This is a genomic window from Chitinophaga agri, from assembly GCF_010093065.1.
GTDB lineage: Bacteria > Bacteroidota > Bacteroidia > Chitinophagales > Chitinophagaceae > Chitinophaga > Chitinophaga agri.
In genome coordinates, this window is the sequence record NZ_CP048113.1 from 171,778 (window position 1) to 186,690 (window position 14,913).

The window sequence follows — 14,913 nt, forward strand, 5'->3', positions numbered from 1 at the left end:
GGAATTAAGGTGCAATGACAAGTTCGTCTTTTACGTCAGTCACACCGGGTGTAGACCATACCGCATTCTCTACTTCGCGTCGTTCTCCCCAGGAGCGTACCTTTCCTCTCAGCGTTACACGATGACCTTCCGTAATGATGTTAATAGAGGAGGCTTCCACTTCCGCACTCCGTTCCAGCGCCTTTTTAATGGTTTCTTTCACAACATTTTGAGCCGGTGCTGGTTTGAGGCGTATCAGGTTGGTAATACCTTTGACTCCCAGCAGGTCTTTTGTGAGATTTTCAGCGGCCTGTTTCTGATACTGCCATTCCAGTTCACCTTCCAGTGTAATCCATGCATCTTCTACCTTGATGGTCACCCTGTCTTTGGGGACAACAGTGCTCCAGGATAACGCATTGAGGGCTGCATGTGCAATGTCAAGATCAGTTTTTCCTTCGCCATTAAAAAAATGGATATCTATTTCCATTGCTACTGCTTTCACGTCTTTGACACGTTTGGCGGCTTTTTCAGCGGCGAGTTTTTTGGTATAGCTATTGACAGTACCGCTGAGCGTTACGACACCGTCATTGACAGACACGCCGATCTCCGATGATTCCAGGGTTGGATCCCAGAACAGTTCGTCCTGTACATCCTGCTGTAGTTGCAGATCTGTTTTCATAAAATGAACATTTATGAGGTGAACAATCATTTATGCTTTACAAATTACTTTGCTGTCATCAGCAGATCAATGACCGTAGTTCCTTTCTGTGGTGATTTACATCCATGGCCGGCTATAACGCTGATCATTGATTTACTACGTCATTTCGGAGACCTTCATATACTAAAATAACTGTTATGAAACCGACCTTCACACTTAGGGCAGGTAGTATCAGTATCGGCATACACTGGACGTTGCTCACGCTGATCGGGTGGATATTGATCATTGACGGGTTATCAGGCAAGACCCCGATGCATACCTTATGGACGTTGCTGGCACTGGCCGGTATTTTTGTATCCGTTATACTACATGAACTTGGACATATGCTGATGGCCAGGTATTTTGGAATTCCGGTCACAGATATTGTACTGCTACCAATCGGTGGGGCCATAAAACTTAAAAGGCAACCTGTTAATCCCCGTCAGGAGATCCTGATCAGTCTGAGCGGACCGGTGGTAAGTCTGCTGATTGGACTGATCATGATACCGTTCCTTCCTGACGCACGTCCTATCTGGAAGGCAATACCGCTGTTTATGCGGTCAGGAGGTGTAAATTTTCTGTTCCTGATGCACGCCGTCAATCTGTTGATCGCCCTGATAAATATGATCCCTGCTTTTCCTATGGATGGGGGGCGTATACTCAGGGGAATACTCGAAATATTTACGGCACCAATGAAAGCTACCAGTATCGCTATATGGGTAGGACGTATTGTCGCTCTGCTGTTCATTGTTTCTGGGATGCTGAATATGAATGTCCTGCTGATAGCGACAGGAATATTTTTGTTGTTGCAGGGAACTTTTGAAAAACGTGATGCCCTTATCCGGGCGGGTTTATCCGGGATCGCATTACGGGATATGCTTGTGCATGACTATCGTGTTATCCCGGCGGGCATGTCGCTGAGAGAGGCGCTTGTGCCGTTAACAGATTACCGTCAGCCGTATTTCGTCATCGTTGATGGAAGCAGACCGGTAGGCGTGATCAGTCGTGTAACAATGCTGAATCATATTGACAGGCGTAATATTGACCGGGCTGTTATTGACCTGCTGGAAGAAAGTCATCCGGCACTCGATATCAGTTTATCTGCGGTGGCTGCCTGGGATGAACTGCCGGCAGAAACAGACCTGATTGTTCCGGTCACCTCAAACGGTGAGCTTACAGGTGTGATAAGCCGCGATGCGGTGCTGGAATATCTGATGCTGCATGAGCAGGGCGCTGCCCTGGAAGAAGTATATGGCTAGTAGTCGTGTTGTATGATAATCGCGTATAATTTTTCGAGCAATAGCACAAGCAATGTTTTCAATAAAGGGAACGCGATCGCTGCGATCAGTGTTGCGATAATATAGGAGAACAGCATGATGCTCATCGGTATGTGTCGCTGTTCAGACAGGCGTAATTTGCCCGGAGTAAGTTCGTAATACATAACATGGCAATTTATTGGTATTGAATGTAAACCGGGCTCGGATACAAGGCAATTACTTCCGCTGGCTCCATGATCCGTTTACCGGTTTGGGGATCGACTTTATAGAATAGTTTGAATCCGGTGAACTGTACAGGTTCTCTTGACACAAATCCTTTATAACTGTCTATTTTTTTAGCAGGAGACCCGAAACCATCCATATTGATCACTACCTGCACTTCGGGTACTACCCTGATATTTTTGTAGTTGGTCAGCATTGCCTGTGTGAACCGGTGAACAACCAGTACTTTTGGCGGCAGGTGATATCTTTTGACAATGCCAGCCAGAAATGATATGGCATAATTGATCTCTGCGGCGTCAAAAGTGCCGATAGTAGTACAGGGCACTGCTTTATTTTTCATGGAGTATTCAGGATCTATGCCCAGGTGTACCCCTGGCATTCTCAGGTAAGGCTCGAGTGGCGGCAGTTCTTCCTGTAAGGTACTGAGGCCCACCTGCACGTCAAAGAATAGAAGCAGGTGGTTGTCCGCCGCCATACTAACCGCTTTGTCGAGCTGTGTTACCGGCATCCGCAGCCGGTATTTTCCTGACGTACCAGGTTGACTTTGCGCCGTTACGGCAATGTAATGCAGCGCAGGTAGAACCGGCAGTACCGTATCTGCGCTTTGCCATCTTGCAGCTTCCGCCTTCAGCCTGGTCAGCATTTCCTGTTCCGGTATGCCAAGCACCCCCATAGCCGGCGTATAAAAGTTGCCGTAGTAAGCCAGTATCCTGTTATAGGGAAGGATCGCCCGTGGCAGCGGTTCCTCCTTGTCTACAGGCCATTTGTCGGAAGGTTTGTTATGTACGAGATGCAGCAGCCTTTGCTGATAGACAGTGCTGTCTGCGGTAATACCAATGGGAGTTACCGTATCCGGGTTAATATAATCAGTATAGGATATACCTGCATCGTTCGCATTGCAGGATTGTAGTAGACTCCATAGACATGCACCTGCGGCTGCTTTGTTTAAAACCTGCATCATACACATTTTTATCTGAAATTAACAGATACCTGACAGCTTTCAGATGATATGACGATACTGGCGGGATGATCATTGTCAGGTAAAGGTGGTAGAAAATTACTGGTCATTGTGATCACCATCATTGATGAAGTCCTGGCTTGGATGTTATTTTGAATATCCACAACCAGCTTACCACATGAAACACATCTGTCTATATTTCCAGTTACATCAGCCATTCAGGCTCAGAAAATACTCTTTTTTCAGCATAGGCGGTGACGATCTGTATTTTGATGATGTGCAGAACAGAGAGATCATTCAGCGCGTGGCACGGAACTGCTACCTGCCATTCAATCAGCTGCTCCTGCAACTGATTATCAGTACCGGGTATCAGTTTCGGGTTAGTTTTTCGCTCAGTGGTACTGTTATCAGTCAGCTACAAGTCTATGCACCGGAGGTGCTGGCAAGTTTCAGGGCCCTGGTGGATACGGGCTGTGTAGAGTTGCTGGGAGAAACGTCCGCGCATTCGCTGGCAGGTATTATCAGCGAGAGGGAGTTCCGCAGACAGGTGACAGCGCACAAGCACCTTGTCCGTCAATTATTTGGACAGATGCCGCAAACTTTCCGCAATACGGAACTTATATATGCAGATCAGCTGGCGCCGGTGGTACATGACCTTGGCTTTGATACGATCCTTGCAGAGGGTACATCCGGTATACTGGAGTGGCGGAGTCCCGATTATATGTATGCTGCTGAGAGCTGTCCGGCTGTAAGGTTGTTACTGAAGAACGGGCGGCTAAGTGACGATATTGCATTCCGTTTTTCCGACAGCTCCTGGAGCGGATGGCCGCTTACAGCAGCTACTTATCTGTCCTGGCTGAATGCTATTTCCGGAGATGCGCCGATCATCAATCTGTTTATGGATTATGAAAGTTTTGGGGAACATATCCCGCAGTCATCCGGCATTTCCGGGTTTATGGAAGCGTTTATATCTGGTGCAATATCAGCCGGTTATACCTTTGTTACACCACAGGAAGCGGGCGCTCTGCTGCCGGTCAGTTCCACACTTTCTTTTCCTGCCTATACGTCCTGGGCCGATACCGAAAAGGACCTGAGTGCGTGGCTTGGAAATGATATGCAACGGGAAGCCTTTCATGCACTCTATCAACTTGAAGATCAGGTAATGAAATACGGGCATCAGCAGGATATACTTACCTGCTGGAACAGGCTTCAGAGCAGTGACCATTTTTACTATATGTCCACCAAAGGCATGTCCGATGGTGACGTACATAATTACTTCAGCCCATATGCCTCTCCTTTTAATGCTTTTATCAATTATATGAACGTGCTGACTGATTTTTCTATTCGTGTCAGAAAAAAAACCGCAGCTGGCCCCTCATATGTCAGGCCTTATGTGTGAGGGCCATTATTTCTTAACCATATGCCTAATGACAGGCGAAAATAGTGTAAGTATGAAAGCATTAATGTTTGGATGGGAATTCCCGCCGCAGATCTCCGGGGGACCGGGTACTGCCTGTGAGGGCATTACCCGCGGACTCACGGAGAATGGAGTGGCAGTCATTTTCGTTGCCCCCAGGTTATCAGGAAATGAGGCGCCCGGGAGCACTGTACTATTGTCGGCTGATCAGATCCCTGCCGCTACTGGTGACATACAGCGGGCTGCCACCGAGGGTCTATTATCTTATCTGCATGTAAACAGTGTGCTGATGCCATACACGGCTGATGCTGACCAGTCTTCGGAAATATCTGCGGATGACCTGCTGCAGCACGTCTTGTCAGGGAAGGATACAGCAGCGGCCTATCCGTTTAAAGGTGGGTATGGACCACAGCTGATAGAGGAGGTGTTCAGGTATATGCTGCCGGCGATGGAGATCGCAGGGAAATACCAGTTTGACATTATTCATGCACATGACTGGATGACTTTCCCGGCAGCAATAGCTGCGGCAAAGATCAGTGGGAAGCCACTGGTGGTACATGTGCATGCGACGGAGTTTGACAGGTCAGGTGCTCATATCAATACTGGTATTTATGATATTGAAAAACTGGGTATGGATGAAGCTGATATTGTCATTACCGTCAGTGAGTTTACCAGGAAAAACCTGATCAGTTTATATAACATACCGGCAGATAAGATCGAGGTCGTTCACAATGCTATGCCTGATGCTTCATTCCGGAGAGATGATAAAAAGGCCAGCCCTTTTAGTGAAAAGATCGTATCATTTATCAGCAGGATCACCTATCAGAAAAATCCTGAGAATTTTTTATATGCGGCAAAGCGCATCCTGGATAAAGATCCTGATTTTCGTTTTGTGGTGGCAGGTAACGGCAATCTGCTGGAACCTATGATAGAAAAGGCGGCACAACTTGGCATTGCCGCGAAAGTACACTTTCCCGGTTTTCTGGAGATGCAGGAGCTTGTCCGTCTTTTTGGTGTCACCGATGTGTATGTAATGCCCTCTGTTTCGGAGCCGTTTGGTATTTCTCCCCTGGAGGCTGTAAAGGCAGGCGTGCCTGTGGTGATATCCAGGCAGTCGGGTGTACAGGAAGTCTTACATCATGCACTGAAGGTTGACTGGTGGGATGTAGAAGAGATGGCAGATGCCATTCACGGGCTTGCCAGGTACAGGGGACTTGCCGGTACTTTGAAGCAAGGTGCATCCAGGGAAGTGCAGGGGCTTAGCTGGCATAAACAGACTGTATTGATCAGAAAGATATATGAAACAATAGCGCCGGTATGACCGGCGCTTTCATTATCTGAACTTCTCATATACATCATCAAAAAAACGCACAACGCCATTCACGCCAGGCCATGCTACCTCATATAATATGATAACCGGAGGCTTGGCAGCGACCGCAATATTGATGGGCGCACCGATAGGGGCAATCTTCAACTTTGACAGGCTATCTATGTGAGCGGCGTTTTCCGGAGCGATCAGTGTCGCCAGCGGAATCGCTTCTTCAAGCCTGATACAGCCGTGACTGAAATAACGGCTGTTGAACATAAAGTAGCTTTTTGCCGGTGTGTCATGAAGATAGGTGCTGTAGGGATTGAAGAAATCCAGTTTGATGATGCCCAGTGAGTTATCACAACCGAATACCTGGCGTAATGTATAGGGGAAATAATGTTTATTCAATGCCTGCCAGTTAATGGTCAGCGGATCTACAATCTTTCCGCTTTTATCCAGTACCTGATAATTTCCTGCCTCCAGGAAGATCTTCGGCGCTCCCTTGATGCCAGGCAGCAATTCCTTCACTGCAATGTTATGAGGTACATTCCAGTATGGAAACATAATGACCTCGTTAATACGGCTTGCAAGTGGTGTAGTGGGAGTACGTGCTTTACCGACAATCACTCTGGAATAGAGCAACGTGCTATCAGCCTTGTAAACAAACAGGCCGGCAGCAGGAATATTTACCACGATGACGGGCTGTGTTTTTCTCAGGCAGTTAAGCCACCGGAAAGTGTTCAGCGCATGGTGTAGTTCCACCAGCCTTTTTTCGAGTGAGATGTTAAATTCATCCAGCACTTTGGGGCGTAGCTCCCCATCTTCCAGGAACTCGAACATATATTGCGCCGCTCTTGTCTTCACCAGTAAAGTGTCTTCATGTACGTTATAGGCACATGTATCCAGGAAACCCAGCTGGAATAGTTTGTCTATGAGTGGGTGGTTATTGCTGTCAACGTTTGCTGAAGTGATCTGTACGTTGTGGTAGTCATTCCGTTGTATGCGGTCTGTGTAAACGGCAATCAATCTTTTAAGCGAAACATATTCTGGTGTGGATGGTTCAAGTTTCGTCAGCAATTGACCGAATGACCCTGCTGAAAGGGATTCATACAGTAGCTGTGGAATATCAAGGCAATCAGGTACATATTTAAGTCCGTCGTAATACACGCGTACGGCTTTCGTCCCATATGCCACGTCGCTAAAGAACGATATGGCTGCCTGAGACAGTAGTTTATCTACCGCCAGGGAGTCACCAGGCACATTGCCGGCATTCAGTTGTTTCACCAGCGTAAAGGCATAGTCGTGCGGGTCTAGTCCTAATAAGGGCGCCTGATTGAAATAATTAAACAGCTGTTCTCTGTTTTGCGTGCAGTTCGCCGGCATCCAGTGCATTTCTTCATGAGCACTGCTGACAGCGACTTGTGTCAGCATAAGGATGATCAGACCGCATATTTTTTTCATAAGCGCTTTTTCTAAAGCTACCTGAATACCGGTTTATCAGCGATGACGCCTGTTATGTGTGCAACTGTTTGTAGTCATGACCTTTTTATCCCGCGCATGGACGCTTGCCATCCATTTCCTGATTGATCCATTCGTACAGGTGAAAAGCATCTTCCTTCCGGAAAAGTGCGGTGCCGGGGTTCATGGTGGCAGCTGTGCCACAGGCTACGCCAAATCTTGCGGCAGCAGACAGCGGATTACCCTGTTCCAGCATCCATACCACTCCCGCGACAACGCTGTCACCTGCGCCTACAGCATTTATCTTTCTGACCGGTGGTGCAGGTATACGTTCCGTATAGTCCCGGGTGACCAGCAATGCGCCTGAAGGGCCCATAGAAATAAGCATTGCATGGCACCGGGTTTTCCTGATGAGAGCCCTGGCTTCCACGCTAATACTGTCAAATTCAAGTGTAGGTTTGCCTGCCAGTGCGCACAACTCCGTCATATTGGGTTTTATCAGATACACACCTGCATTCATGGCGTGCTCAAGCGGGATGCCGGACGTGTCGGCGATCAATCTGGAACCCGTATGTTCACATATTTGAGAAAGGCGTGCGAAGAAGTCTTCCGGCGCACCTGAAGGGAGGCTGCCGCTGGCTACGATGAAAGAAGGAGCAGGATATATCGATTCTATTGCGGCTAATGTTAACGCGAGATCATTCTGATCTATTTCCGGACCGGGCATTACAAAACGGTATTGCCGGTTCAGGGAGAGATCCGTTACTGTCATATTTTCTCTTGTCTCTCCCTTTATAGCGATCGCATTTACCGGTATATCTGCCTGTTTGAGCATCTCCTGTAGTCTTGCTCCGGTTAGTCCACCGGCAGGGAAGAGGGCCAGGGTTTGTCCGCCGAGTTCTTTCACTGCTTTGCTAACGTTAATACCCCCGCCCCCCGGCCCGATGAGGGGAACACTACAACGCAATTTCTTTTCTGCGTAGAATTTCTCTGTAGTGGTGCTGATGTCAATGGCCGGGTTCATTGTTACCGTCAGTATCATAGCGGGACTTTTTATCAAGTTAAAGATGCTGTTATGGCCGGCCTATGATCGCCATTAACGTTCTGCCTGTTTGTGATCACCGGCAGCCTGTTTCAGGTAATAGTGTCCCGAACCTCAAAAAATACCTATCTTCCCCTGAATCGTACTCTTTCCCTGGTCGCGGACGGCAGACCTTTGCTTTATTAGATCACATAAAACATAGTAACCAATCGATCCAACACATGAAAGCGATTATTATAAACGAATTCGGCGGTACTGATAAACTGATCCACACGGAAGTACCAACGCCTGAAACAGGAGAAAATGAAGTGCTTGTAAAAGTACGTGCATTGAGTATTAACCCGGTAGATACGAAGACACGTGCAGGGAAGGGAATGGCCGGCAGATTAAAAGACGAGTTCCCGATCACGCTGGGCTGGGATATCTCGGGAGTTGTTGAAAAAGCAGGCAGTGCAGTGACCCGGTTTAAGGCAGGTGATGAAGTATTCGGCATGGTGAATTTTCCAGGACATGGCAGGGCCTACGCGGAATATGTCGCAGCGCCGGCAGGACATCTTGCCCTTAAGCCGGCCAATATCACACATCAGCAGGCAGCGGCCGCTACACTGGCAGCACTGACTGCCTATCAGGCGTTGTATAAACACACCAAACTACAGAAAGGACAACGTATACTCGTGCATGCGGCAGCGGGCGGTGTCGGGCATTTTGTGGTGCAAATGGCGAAACATATCGGTGCGCATGTTATTGGTACTTCGTCTGTTGCTAACAGGGACTTTCTGAAGGGTATCGGTCTTGACGAGCATATCGATTATAAAAGCCAGGACTTTACCAAAGTGGTGAAGGATGTAGACCTGGTATTTGATACGCTGGGACCGGAAAGTGTAGCGCAGTCTATCGGCGTGGTACGATCTGGTGGGACTATCGTAAGCATTCCGACCACTATACCAGCTGACATAGTGGAGAAGGCGAAAGAAAATGGCGTACATGCATTTTTCTTCCTGGTACAGTCGTCCGGTGAAGATATGCAGGCTATCGCTGATCTGCTGGAAAAAGGAATATTGACTCCCTACGTGAATCATTATGATTTCTCTCAGATGGACATTGCCCATCAGCAACAGGAAACAGCTGGTACACGAGGCAAGATCGTCCTGACTATCGCTTAGGAATATCAAGTATCTTTGAAGCACTGAAACCGATAGATATGCAGGTGGAAAATTCGGCACAACCTTTTTTTATTACGAAAGAAACATTGGAGGAATGGACGCGTCGGCCGCACCAGCATAATTTCTTTGAGCTGGTCTACATAGAGAATGGGAGCGGTGAGCAATGTATCAATCATACCGTCATCCCTTACCAGCAGGATAATATCTTTCTGCTGCCTCCATACGATTGTCATTCCTTTAAGATCACTGAGCCGACTACTTTTGTTTTTATCCGCTTCAATGCACTGTTCTTCAGAAAAGACAGTATGCAGATGATGGATTACACCGAATGGTTCCAGCACCTGCATTATATTCTGAGCAGTTACAACCGGCAGCCGGGAGATGTGATCCATAACGCATCAGACAAGAACATGCTGGTGACGCTTATCAAGGGTATTTATGATGAGTATACTGATAAGCGTGAGCAGTCGGACTCGATCATTCGTGCGCATATGTTCGCCTTACTGAACATCCTGCGTCGTAATTTTGAGCAGACTTTCAGAAGCGAACACCAGTCGGGTGGCGATAAACAGGTGGCGGATATGCTACAGTATATTCAGTTTAATCTGTTTGATAACGAGAAGTTGCGGGTAGAGTCGCTGGCCAGCCAGTTTAATCTGTCAGCTACGTACGTGAGCGAATACTTCCGGAAGAAAACAGGGGAGAGCCTGAAGGAATATATCCTGAAAGCCAGGGTGAACGTGGCGCAAAGCCGGTTACTGAACTCTGACCAGCGTGCGAAGGAGATCGCTTACGAACTGGGTTTTACGGATGCCAGTCATATGGCGAAGGTGATCCGCAAGTATAACCCGCCGCAAGAAGCTTGCTCGACGAAATAAGTGTACGCAGTAATACAATAAAGAACGCCGGACTGAAGTGGAATTAGTCCGGCGTTTGTATGTTAGTTTAAACCATTTGTCAGTTATGCATGCGCTGCCGTTTTCTCTTTATTATTGTACATCGTGGAGACATCGGTCCGCTGTGCGAAGTTTTTCAATGCGGGATCTGTTTTGATCGCGTTGAAGGTCTTCTCTGCGTCCAGTGCTTTACCAGGATGAATGATCTTCGTATGCGGAAAGTCAAACGGATCGACATATGCAGCTAATGCCTTCATCAGTTCATCATACGGGATGAAATCATGTGCCCATTCTTTTTTGAACCAGCTACGTTTTTCTCTGGAGATCAGGTAATAATCAGCTTCCGGCAGCAGGCTGGGAACGGATTGTGTCAGGGAAGTTACGGTCACTACCTCCTGGCTGTTATTGGGTTTGAAGTAAAACAGCCGGGGTACGAAATACGCATCTCCCAGTTTCTCCTGCAATACTTTCCGGTGAACGTTATGATACCAGGACTGATTACTTTTTTCCAGCGGCAAGTAGGTACAATGCTCACCGAAATAAGTGCCGGAGAAATCAAGGTTCACATTCCCCCAGGTGTCGTAGAGCGCTTCCACTGTTGGTTGATGCGGCTGTTCCGTTTCCGCTCCCATCTGCGGATTGACGATATATAGTCCCAGGTCATGCATGAATCTTACGACAATCGGAAATGCCTCGCGTCCGAAAAAGTCAGGCCGCATAAAGTTCAGATTGAAGGAAAAGCCAGTGTCATGAAATCCATCGAACGAGTGCTCATCCGATGGATCCGGCTTATCATATTGAAAACTGAAATATACTTCCGTATCCTCATTATCATATGGCCACTGATGAGGTGCGCCGTCAGCAGGTGTTGCTATTCTTTCAGACAGGTAATGCCGTATATCTTTCTCAGATACCGGAGCATCTGCTTTTGTATGGAAGAAGAGATCAAAACTCATGGAAATCAAAATTGGCAATAAATGTAGGCTTTTTTATTGAACGCCTGCATCCGTTCTGAATGGTGAGGCGGGCAGCCCTGCCGTATTATAGAGATTGACATCTGGTACATTGGCCCAGCCATAACGTACGGCGAAAGGTTGTTCCAGTCCTTCACGTGAGACAATCACTTTATTTCCCTGAATGATGGCAGTAGCCGGTTTGAACTGTTTATCAGCGCCGGCAATAGTGAATCCTTTTAAAGCTTCGTTGTTTTTAGTTGTCAGCCCATCGGCGGTATGTTCGAACGAGAGGATAACTGTGTTATCTTTTATTGCGTAGCCGCTGAATACGGGACCGCTATATTCTCCTTTCTGGTGATATACCATGCCGGCGGCAGCGATGGCAAGTCTTTCGCCTACAGGACGTTTATTGGAGGGGTGTATATCCCTGGCATCTCCGCAATCGGTTGTGACGATCAGGGCGGTGTGCTTTACTTTTTTGGTGACAAGTAGCTGTGCGTCTCTTATCTCAGGTCGCATGTCTTTGTAGGGAGCGATCTGCACGATCAGGAAAGGCATCTCCGGCTGATTAAAGTCCCTGCGCCAGTTTTGTATCATGTTAGAGAGGATTGCAGGATAAAGCGTAGGGTGATCGTTATTGGCTTCTCCCTGGTACCAGGCTACGCCTTTTACGGCATACGGCAGGAGCGGATGGACCATGCCGTTATAGAGTCCGTTCATGATCCTGGCCGGGGGCACCCAGCTGTACTTTATCTTGTAGAAGTTCCTGACAAATTCTGCCATCGCCGGGTCTTCTTTCAGTGAAGCTTCGCTGGTCCAGTCTTCCGCCGGTGTACCACCATACGCTGTGAAGATAAAGCCAACAGGAACGTTCAGCTTTTTATACAGTTCACTGGTAAAGAAATAGCCCACGGCTGAGAAATCGGCCACTGTTTGCGGAGAGCAGACCACCCATTGCTGATGCACGTCGCTGATCTTCTCTTTTGAATATTTCAGTGGTACATAATATTCCCGTATCAGGGGAAAGTTCGCATTGTCTCTTTCCTTTTCCCAATTTGTAATGGGGGGCTGTGGTGGTCGGGGGCCCAGTTGTCTTTCCATGTTGGATTGCCCGCTGCAGATCCACACTTCACCTACCAGTACGTCATTGATGGTGACGGTATTGGTGCCGGTGATGGTCAGTGTGGAAGGTGTAGTGATATAAGGCAGTGCTTTTAATTTCACCATCCATTTACCATTACGGGTAATAGCAGAGGCGGTTTGACCATTGAACGATACCGTGACCTTTTCGCCTTCGGCCGCTTCACCCCATACGGGAACAGGCGTACCTTTCTGTAACACCATATGATCGGTGAACAGGCTATGTGGTTTCACGGTGGCGTGGACAGCCAGCGGTAATGCGAGCAGGGTAAAAATATGCAGGAAACGGTTCATTGTATCATAGCGTTTTAGTAGTCTGTATTAACTGTATCAATGGGATAACTTTTTCAATTTAAAACTTATTTGCCGCATATAGACCAGTAAGGTCAGGGAAATCAGGAATTCTGCTGAATCAGGGTTGACGGATGTACCGGTACAATCCGCCATTCCCGGTCCTGATTAATTAACGCCTACCGACTGTATGATATATCATAAAAATAGTCGCTAATTTCCGAAATGCCGTCACTTTTGATCTGCGGAGAAGGACGGAACTGGCTCAGCGGCAGGAGGTTAAATAAATGGCTTACTGTTTGCGATACGGGGCGCTCTGAAACCGGCACGGACCGGATCATAATAACCATTACAAAACCAGTTATCTTATGAAGAAAACCTTTCTCGCCTCGGGGCTGTTACTTGCCCTGTTATCAGGATGTACAAAGAAGGAAAACAGTGAAAATGCCCTTGACAATTCTTCTGTGAAGGCCGGCGTTGTTGTAGCCGGCTCGCCGGTAGGTGACGTAGTTGGAAAAGTAACTGTCGGATACCAGGGATGGTTTACCGCTCCTGGTGATGGATCGGCAGTAGACAGATGGACGCATCAGAACCTGGAGATGTGGCCTTACATGGGTGAATATACCAAAACGTATCAAACGGCATTTCCTGCACTGAGCAATGGCCAGCCTGCCAAGATGTTCTCTTCCTATGATCAGTCCACTGTAGACGTTCATTTCAGGTGGATGCAGGAGAACGGGATCGATTGTGCTGCTTTACAGCGATTTACCGGTGAACTGTCCGATCCGCCGTTTAAGTCCATGCGTGACGGTATGGCGCAGAAAGTAAGAGCCGCCGCCGAAGCCACTGGCCGGAAGTTTTATATCATGTATGATATTTCCGGTGATGCAGATATGCTGAACCGCCTGAAAACTGACTGGACGAATACCATTACCGGTACGATGAACCTGTTGTCTTCTCCTGCATACGCGCGGCAGAATGGCAAACCGGTTGTCTGCATCTTCGGTATGGGTTATCTCGGAGCGAAGATACCAGGCGCCGGCGATTCCGCACAATGCCTGGATGTTATCAGCTGGTTCAAAGCGCAGGGATGCTATGTGATCGGTAGTGTGCCGATGGACTGGCGAACTCCTAAGGGCGTATTTACCCGTGATAATTTCATGAGTGTATATGAATCATTCGATATGCTGTCTCCATGGGCGGTAGCTGCACAGGTAGGACCGACGTATCAGCCATGGATCCAGGGCGATTATGAATATTGCGAAGCGCATGGCATCGATTATCAGCCGATCGCTTACCCGGGTTTCTCTTTCCATAACTCCAATGCAAATAGTCCGCTGAATGAGATCCCGCGTAACCACGGTGACTTCATGTGGGCACAGGTAGCGGTAATGAAGCAGGTAGGTGCAAAGAGCCTGTACGTAGCAATGTTCGATGAGGTGAACGAAGGTACTGCTATCTTCAAGGTAGCAGAAAATGCTGCTCAGGCACCCGCAGGTACTACCTTCGTCCATCTTGATCAGGATGGAGTGGCTGTGTCTTCCGACTTCTATCTGCGCCTCGTGAATGATGCAGGTAAAATGATCAAGGGACAGATCCCTTATCAGGCAACGCATCCGACGCCACACGTGATCGGAGGCAGTGGTCCGCTGGCAAATGGTACGTATAAGATCATCAACCGTAACAGCAATCTGTCACTGGATGCACAGGGACAAGGCACGGTGAATGAAACAGCTATACAGCAGTGGGGTTATAGCGGTGGTGCTAATCAGCGTTGGACCATTACCAGTGTAGGTGGTGATCATTACAAGATCATTGGCGTACAAAGCGGAAGATCGCTGGATATCAAAGGACAGTCGCTGCTGGATGGCGCTGCTTTACAGCTGTACGATTACAACGCCGGTGCTAATCAGGAGTGGGTGATCTCTCCTTCGGCAGGAGGATATTATACTATCCAGAGCGCACAGAGTGGAAAGGTGCTGGAAGTACCAGCATTCTCTACGACCGCAGGTACCGCCATCGTACAGTACGGTGGTAATGGTGGTGTAAATCAGCAATGGACTATCGCCGCACCGTGATATTTTCAGTCATTAAAGCAAACAGTACAA

At 47.9% G+C, this 14,913-nt stretch carries 13 protein-coding genes; 6 read left to right on the plus strand and 7 right to left on the minus strand.

What is annotated here, in order from left to right; genetic code table 11:
* Positions 1–4: 4 nt before the first annotated feature.
* Positions 5–658 (minus strand): BON domain-containing protein, encoded by a 654-nt coding sequence (locus GWR21_RS00700; RefSeq protein ID WP_162329869.1) that lies wholly within the window; start codon positions 656–658, stop codon positions 5–7.
* A 176-nt stretch (positions 659–834) separates the two neighbouring features.
* On the opposite strand from GWR21_RS00700, the gene GWR21_RS00705 reads away from it, so the two are divergent.
* On the plus strand, positions 835–1,935 hold the full coding sequence (locus tag GWR21_RS00705) for a site-2 protease family protein (protein WP_162329870.1): 1,101 nt from the start codon (positions 835–837) through the stop codon (positions 1,933–1,935).
* Here the strand turns inward: GWR21_RS00705 and GWR21_RS00710 are convergent.
* Together GWR21_RS00710 and GWR21_RS00715 are read right to left on the minus strand one after the other, a co-directional pair.
* A complete protein-coding gene (locus tag GWR21_RS00710; RefSeq protein WP_162329871.1) occupies positions 1,932–2,117 on the minus strand; it encodes a hypothetical protein in 186 nt (61 codons plus the stop codon). The genes GWR21_RS00705 and GWR21_RS00710 overlap by 4 nt on opposite strands.
* 11 nt (positions 2,118–2,128) lie before the next feature.
* A complete protein-coding gene (locus GWR21_RS00715) occupies positions 2,129–3,136 on the minus strand; it encodes a hypothetical protein (RefSeq protein WP_238430107.1) in 1,008 nt (335 codons plus the stop codon).
* A 175-nt stretch (positions 3,137–3,311) separates the two neighbouring features.
* Between GWR21_RS00715 and GWR21_RS00720 the strand changes: the two genes are divergently transcribed.
* Positions 3,312–4,532: a glycoside hydrolase family 57 protein gene (locus tag GWR21_RS00720; RefSeq protein ID WP_162329873.1), complete on the plus strand. Its 1,221-nt coding sequence runs from the start codon at positions 3,312–3,314 to the stop codon at positions 4,530–4,532.
* A 52-nt stretch (positions 4,533–4,584) separates the two neighbouring features.
* A complete protein-coding gene (locus tag GWR21_RS00725) occupies positions 4,585–5,871 on the plus strand; it encodes a glycosyltransferase family 4 protein (protein WP_162329874.1) in 1,287 nt (428 codons plus the stop codon).
* Between the two features lie 12 nt (positions 5,872–5,883).
* On the opposite strand, the gene GWR21_RS00730 is transcribed toward GWR21_RS00725, so the two are convergent.
* The gene (locus tag GWR21_RS00730) at positions 5,884–7,320 is read right to left on the minus strand and encodes a L,D-transpeptidase scaffold domain-containing protein (RefSeq protein WP_162329875.1); all 1,437 of its coding nucleotides are present in this window, start codon (positions 7,318–7,320) and stop codon (positions 5,884–5,886) included.
* Between the two features lie 85 nt (positions 7,321–7,405).
* Complete coding sequence (locus GWR21_RS00735) at positions 7,406–8,359, minus strand: 1-phosphofructokinase family hexose kinase (protein WP_162329876.1); 954 nt, start codon at positions 8,357–8,359, stop codon at positions 7,406–7,408.
* 221 nt (positions 8,360–8,580) lie between these two features.
* On the opposite strand from GWR21_RS00735, the gene GWR21_RS00740 reads away from it, so the two are divergent.
* Positions 8,581–9,522, plus strand: a complete 942-nt coding sequence (locus tag GWR21_RS00740; RefSeq protein ID WP_162329877.1) for an NADP-dependent oxidoreductase — start codon at positions 8,581–8,583, stop codon at positions 9,520–9,522.
* A 38-nt stretch (positions 9,523–9,560) separates the two neighbouring features.
* On the plus strand, positions 9,561–10,400 hold the full coding sequence (locus tag GWR21_RS00745; protein ID WP_162329878.1) for a helix-turn-helix transcriptional regulator: 840 nt from the start codon (positions 9,561–9,563) through the stop codon (positions 10,398–10,400).
* 83 nt (positions 10,401–10,483) lie between these two features.
* On the opposite strand, the gene GWR21_RS00750 is transcribed toward GWR21_RS00745, so the two are convergent.
* Both GWR21_RS00750 and GWR21_RS00755 read right to left on the minus strand, forming a co-directional pair.
* Positions 10,484–11,374, minus strand: a complete 891-nt coding sequence (locus GWR21_RS00750; protein ID WP_162329879.1) for a hypothetical protein — start codon at positions 11,372–11,374, stop codon at positions 10,484–10,486.
* Between the two features lie 33 nt (positions 11,375–11,407).
* Complete coding sequence (locus tag GWR21_RS00755) at positions 11,408–12,808, minus strand: sialate O-acetylesterase (RefSeq protein WP_162329880.1); 1,401 nt, start codon at positions 12,806–12,808, stop codon at positions 11,408–11,410.
* A 365-nt stretch (positions 12,809–13,173) separates the two neighbouring features.
* Here GWR21_RS00755 and GWR21_RS00760 point away from each other — a divergent pair, with 365 nt between their 5' ends.
* The gene (locus GWR21_RS00760) at positions 13,174–14,883 is read left to right on the plus strand and encodes an RICIN domain-containing protein (protein ID WP_162329881.1); all 1,710 of its coding nucleotides are present in this window, start codon (positions 13,174–13,176) and stop codon (positions 14,881–14,883) included.
* Positions 14,884–14,913 lie beyond the last annotated feature (30 nt).

What these genes read in the sequence shown, in the direction of transcription:
- GWR21_RS00700 (WP_162329869.1), bottom strand. Translation starts at nt 658, where the DNA reads ATGAAAACAGATCTGCAACTACAGCAGGATGTACAGGACGAACTGTTC.
- GWR21_RS00705 (WP_162329870.1), top strand. Translation starts at nt 835, where the DNA reads ATGAAACCGACCTTCACACTTAGGGCAGGTAGTATCAGTATCGGCATA.
- GWR21_RS00710 (WP_162329871.1), bottom strand. Translation starts at nt 2,117, where the DNA reads ATGTATTACGAACTTACTCCGGGCAAATTACGCCTGTCTGAACAGCGA.
- GWR21_RS00715 (WP_238430107.1), bottom strand. Translation starts at nt 3,136, where the DNA reads ATGATGCAGGTTTTAAACAAAGCAGCCGCAGGTGCATGTCTATGGAGT.
- GWR21_RS00720 (WP_162329873.1), top strand. Translation starts at nt 3,312, where the DNA reads ATGAAACACATCTGTCTATATTTCCAGTTACATCAGCCATTCAGGCTC.
- GWR21_RS00725 (WP_162329874.1), top strand. Translation starts at nt 4,585, where the DNA reads ATGAAAGCATTAATGTTTGGATGGGAATTCCCGCCGCAGATCTCCGGG.
- GWR21_RS00730 (WP_162329875.1), bottom strand. Translation starts at nt 7,320, where the DNA reads ATGAAAAAAATATGCGGTCTGATCATCCTTATGCTGACACAAGTCGCT.
- GWR21_RS00735 (WP_162329876.1), bottom strand. Translation starts at nt 8,359, where the DNA reads ATGATACTGACGGTAACAATGAACCCGGCCATTGACATCAGCACCACT.
- GWR21_RS00740 (WP_162329877.1), top strand. Translation starts at nt 8,581, where the DNA reads ATGAAAGCGATTATTATAAACGAATTCGGCGGTACTGATAAACTGATC.
- GWR21_RS00745 (WP_162329878.1), top strand. Translation starts at nt 9,561, where the DNA reads ATGCAGGTGGAAAATTCGGCACAACCTTTTTTTATTACGAAAGAAACA.
- GWR21_RS00750 (WP_162329879.1), bottom strand. Translation starts at nt 11,374, where the DNA reads ATGAGTTTTGATCTCTTCTTCCATACAAAAGCAGATGCTCCGGTATCT.
- GWR21_RS00755 (WP_162329880.1), bottom strand. Translation starts at nt 12,808, where the DNA reads ATGAACCGTTTCCTGCATATTTTTACCCTGCTCGCATTACCGCTGGCT.
- GWR21_RS00760 (WP_162329881.1), top strand. Translation starts at nt 13,174, where the DNA reads ATGAAGAAAACCTTTCTCGCCTCGGGGCTGTTACTTGCCCTGTTATCA.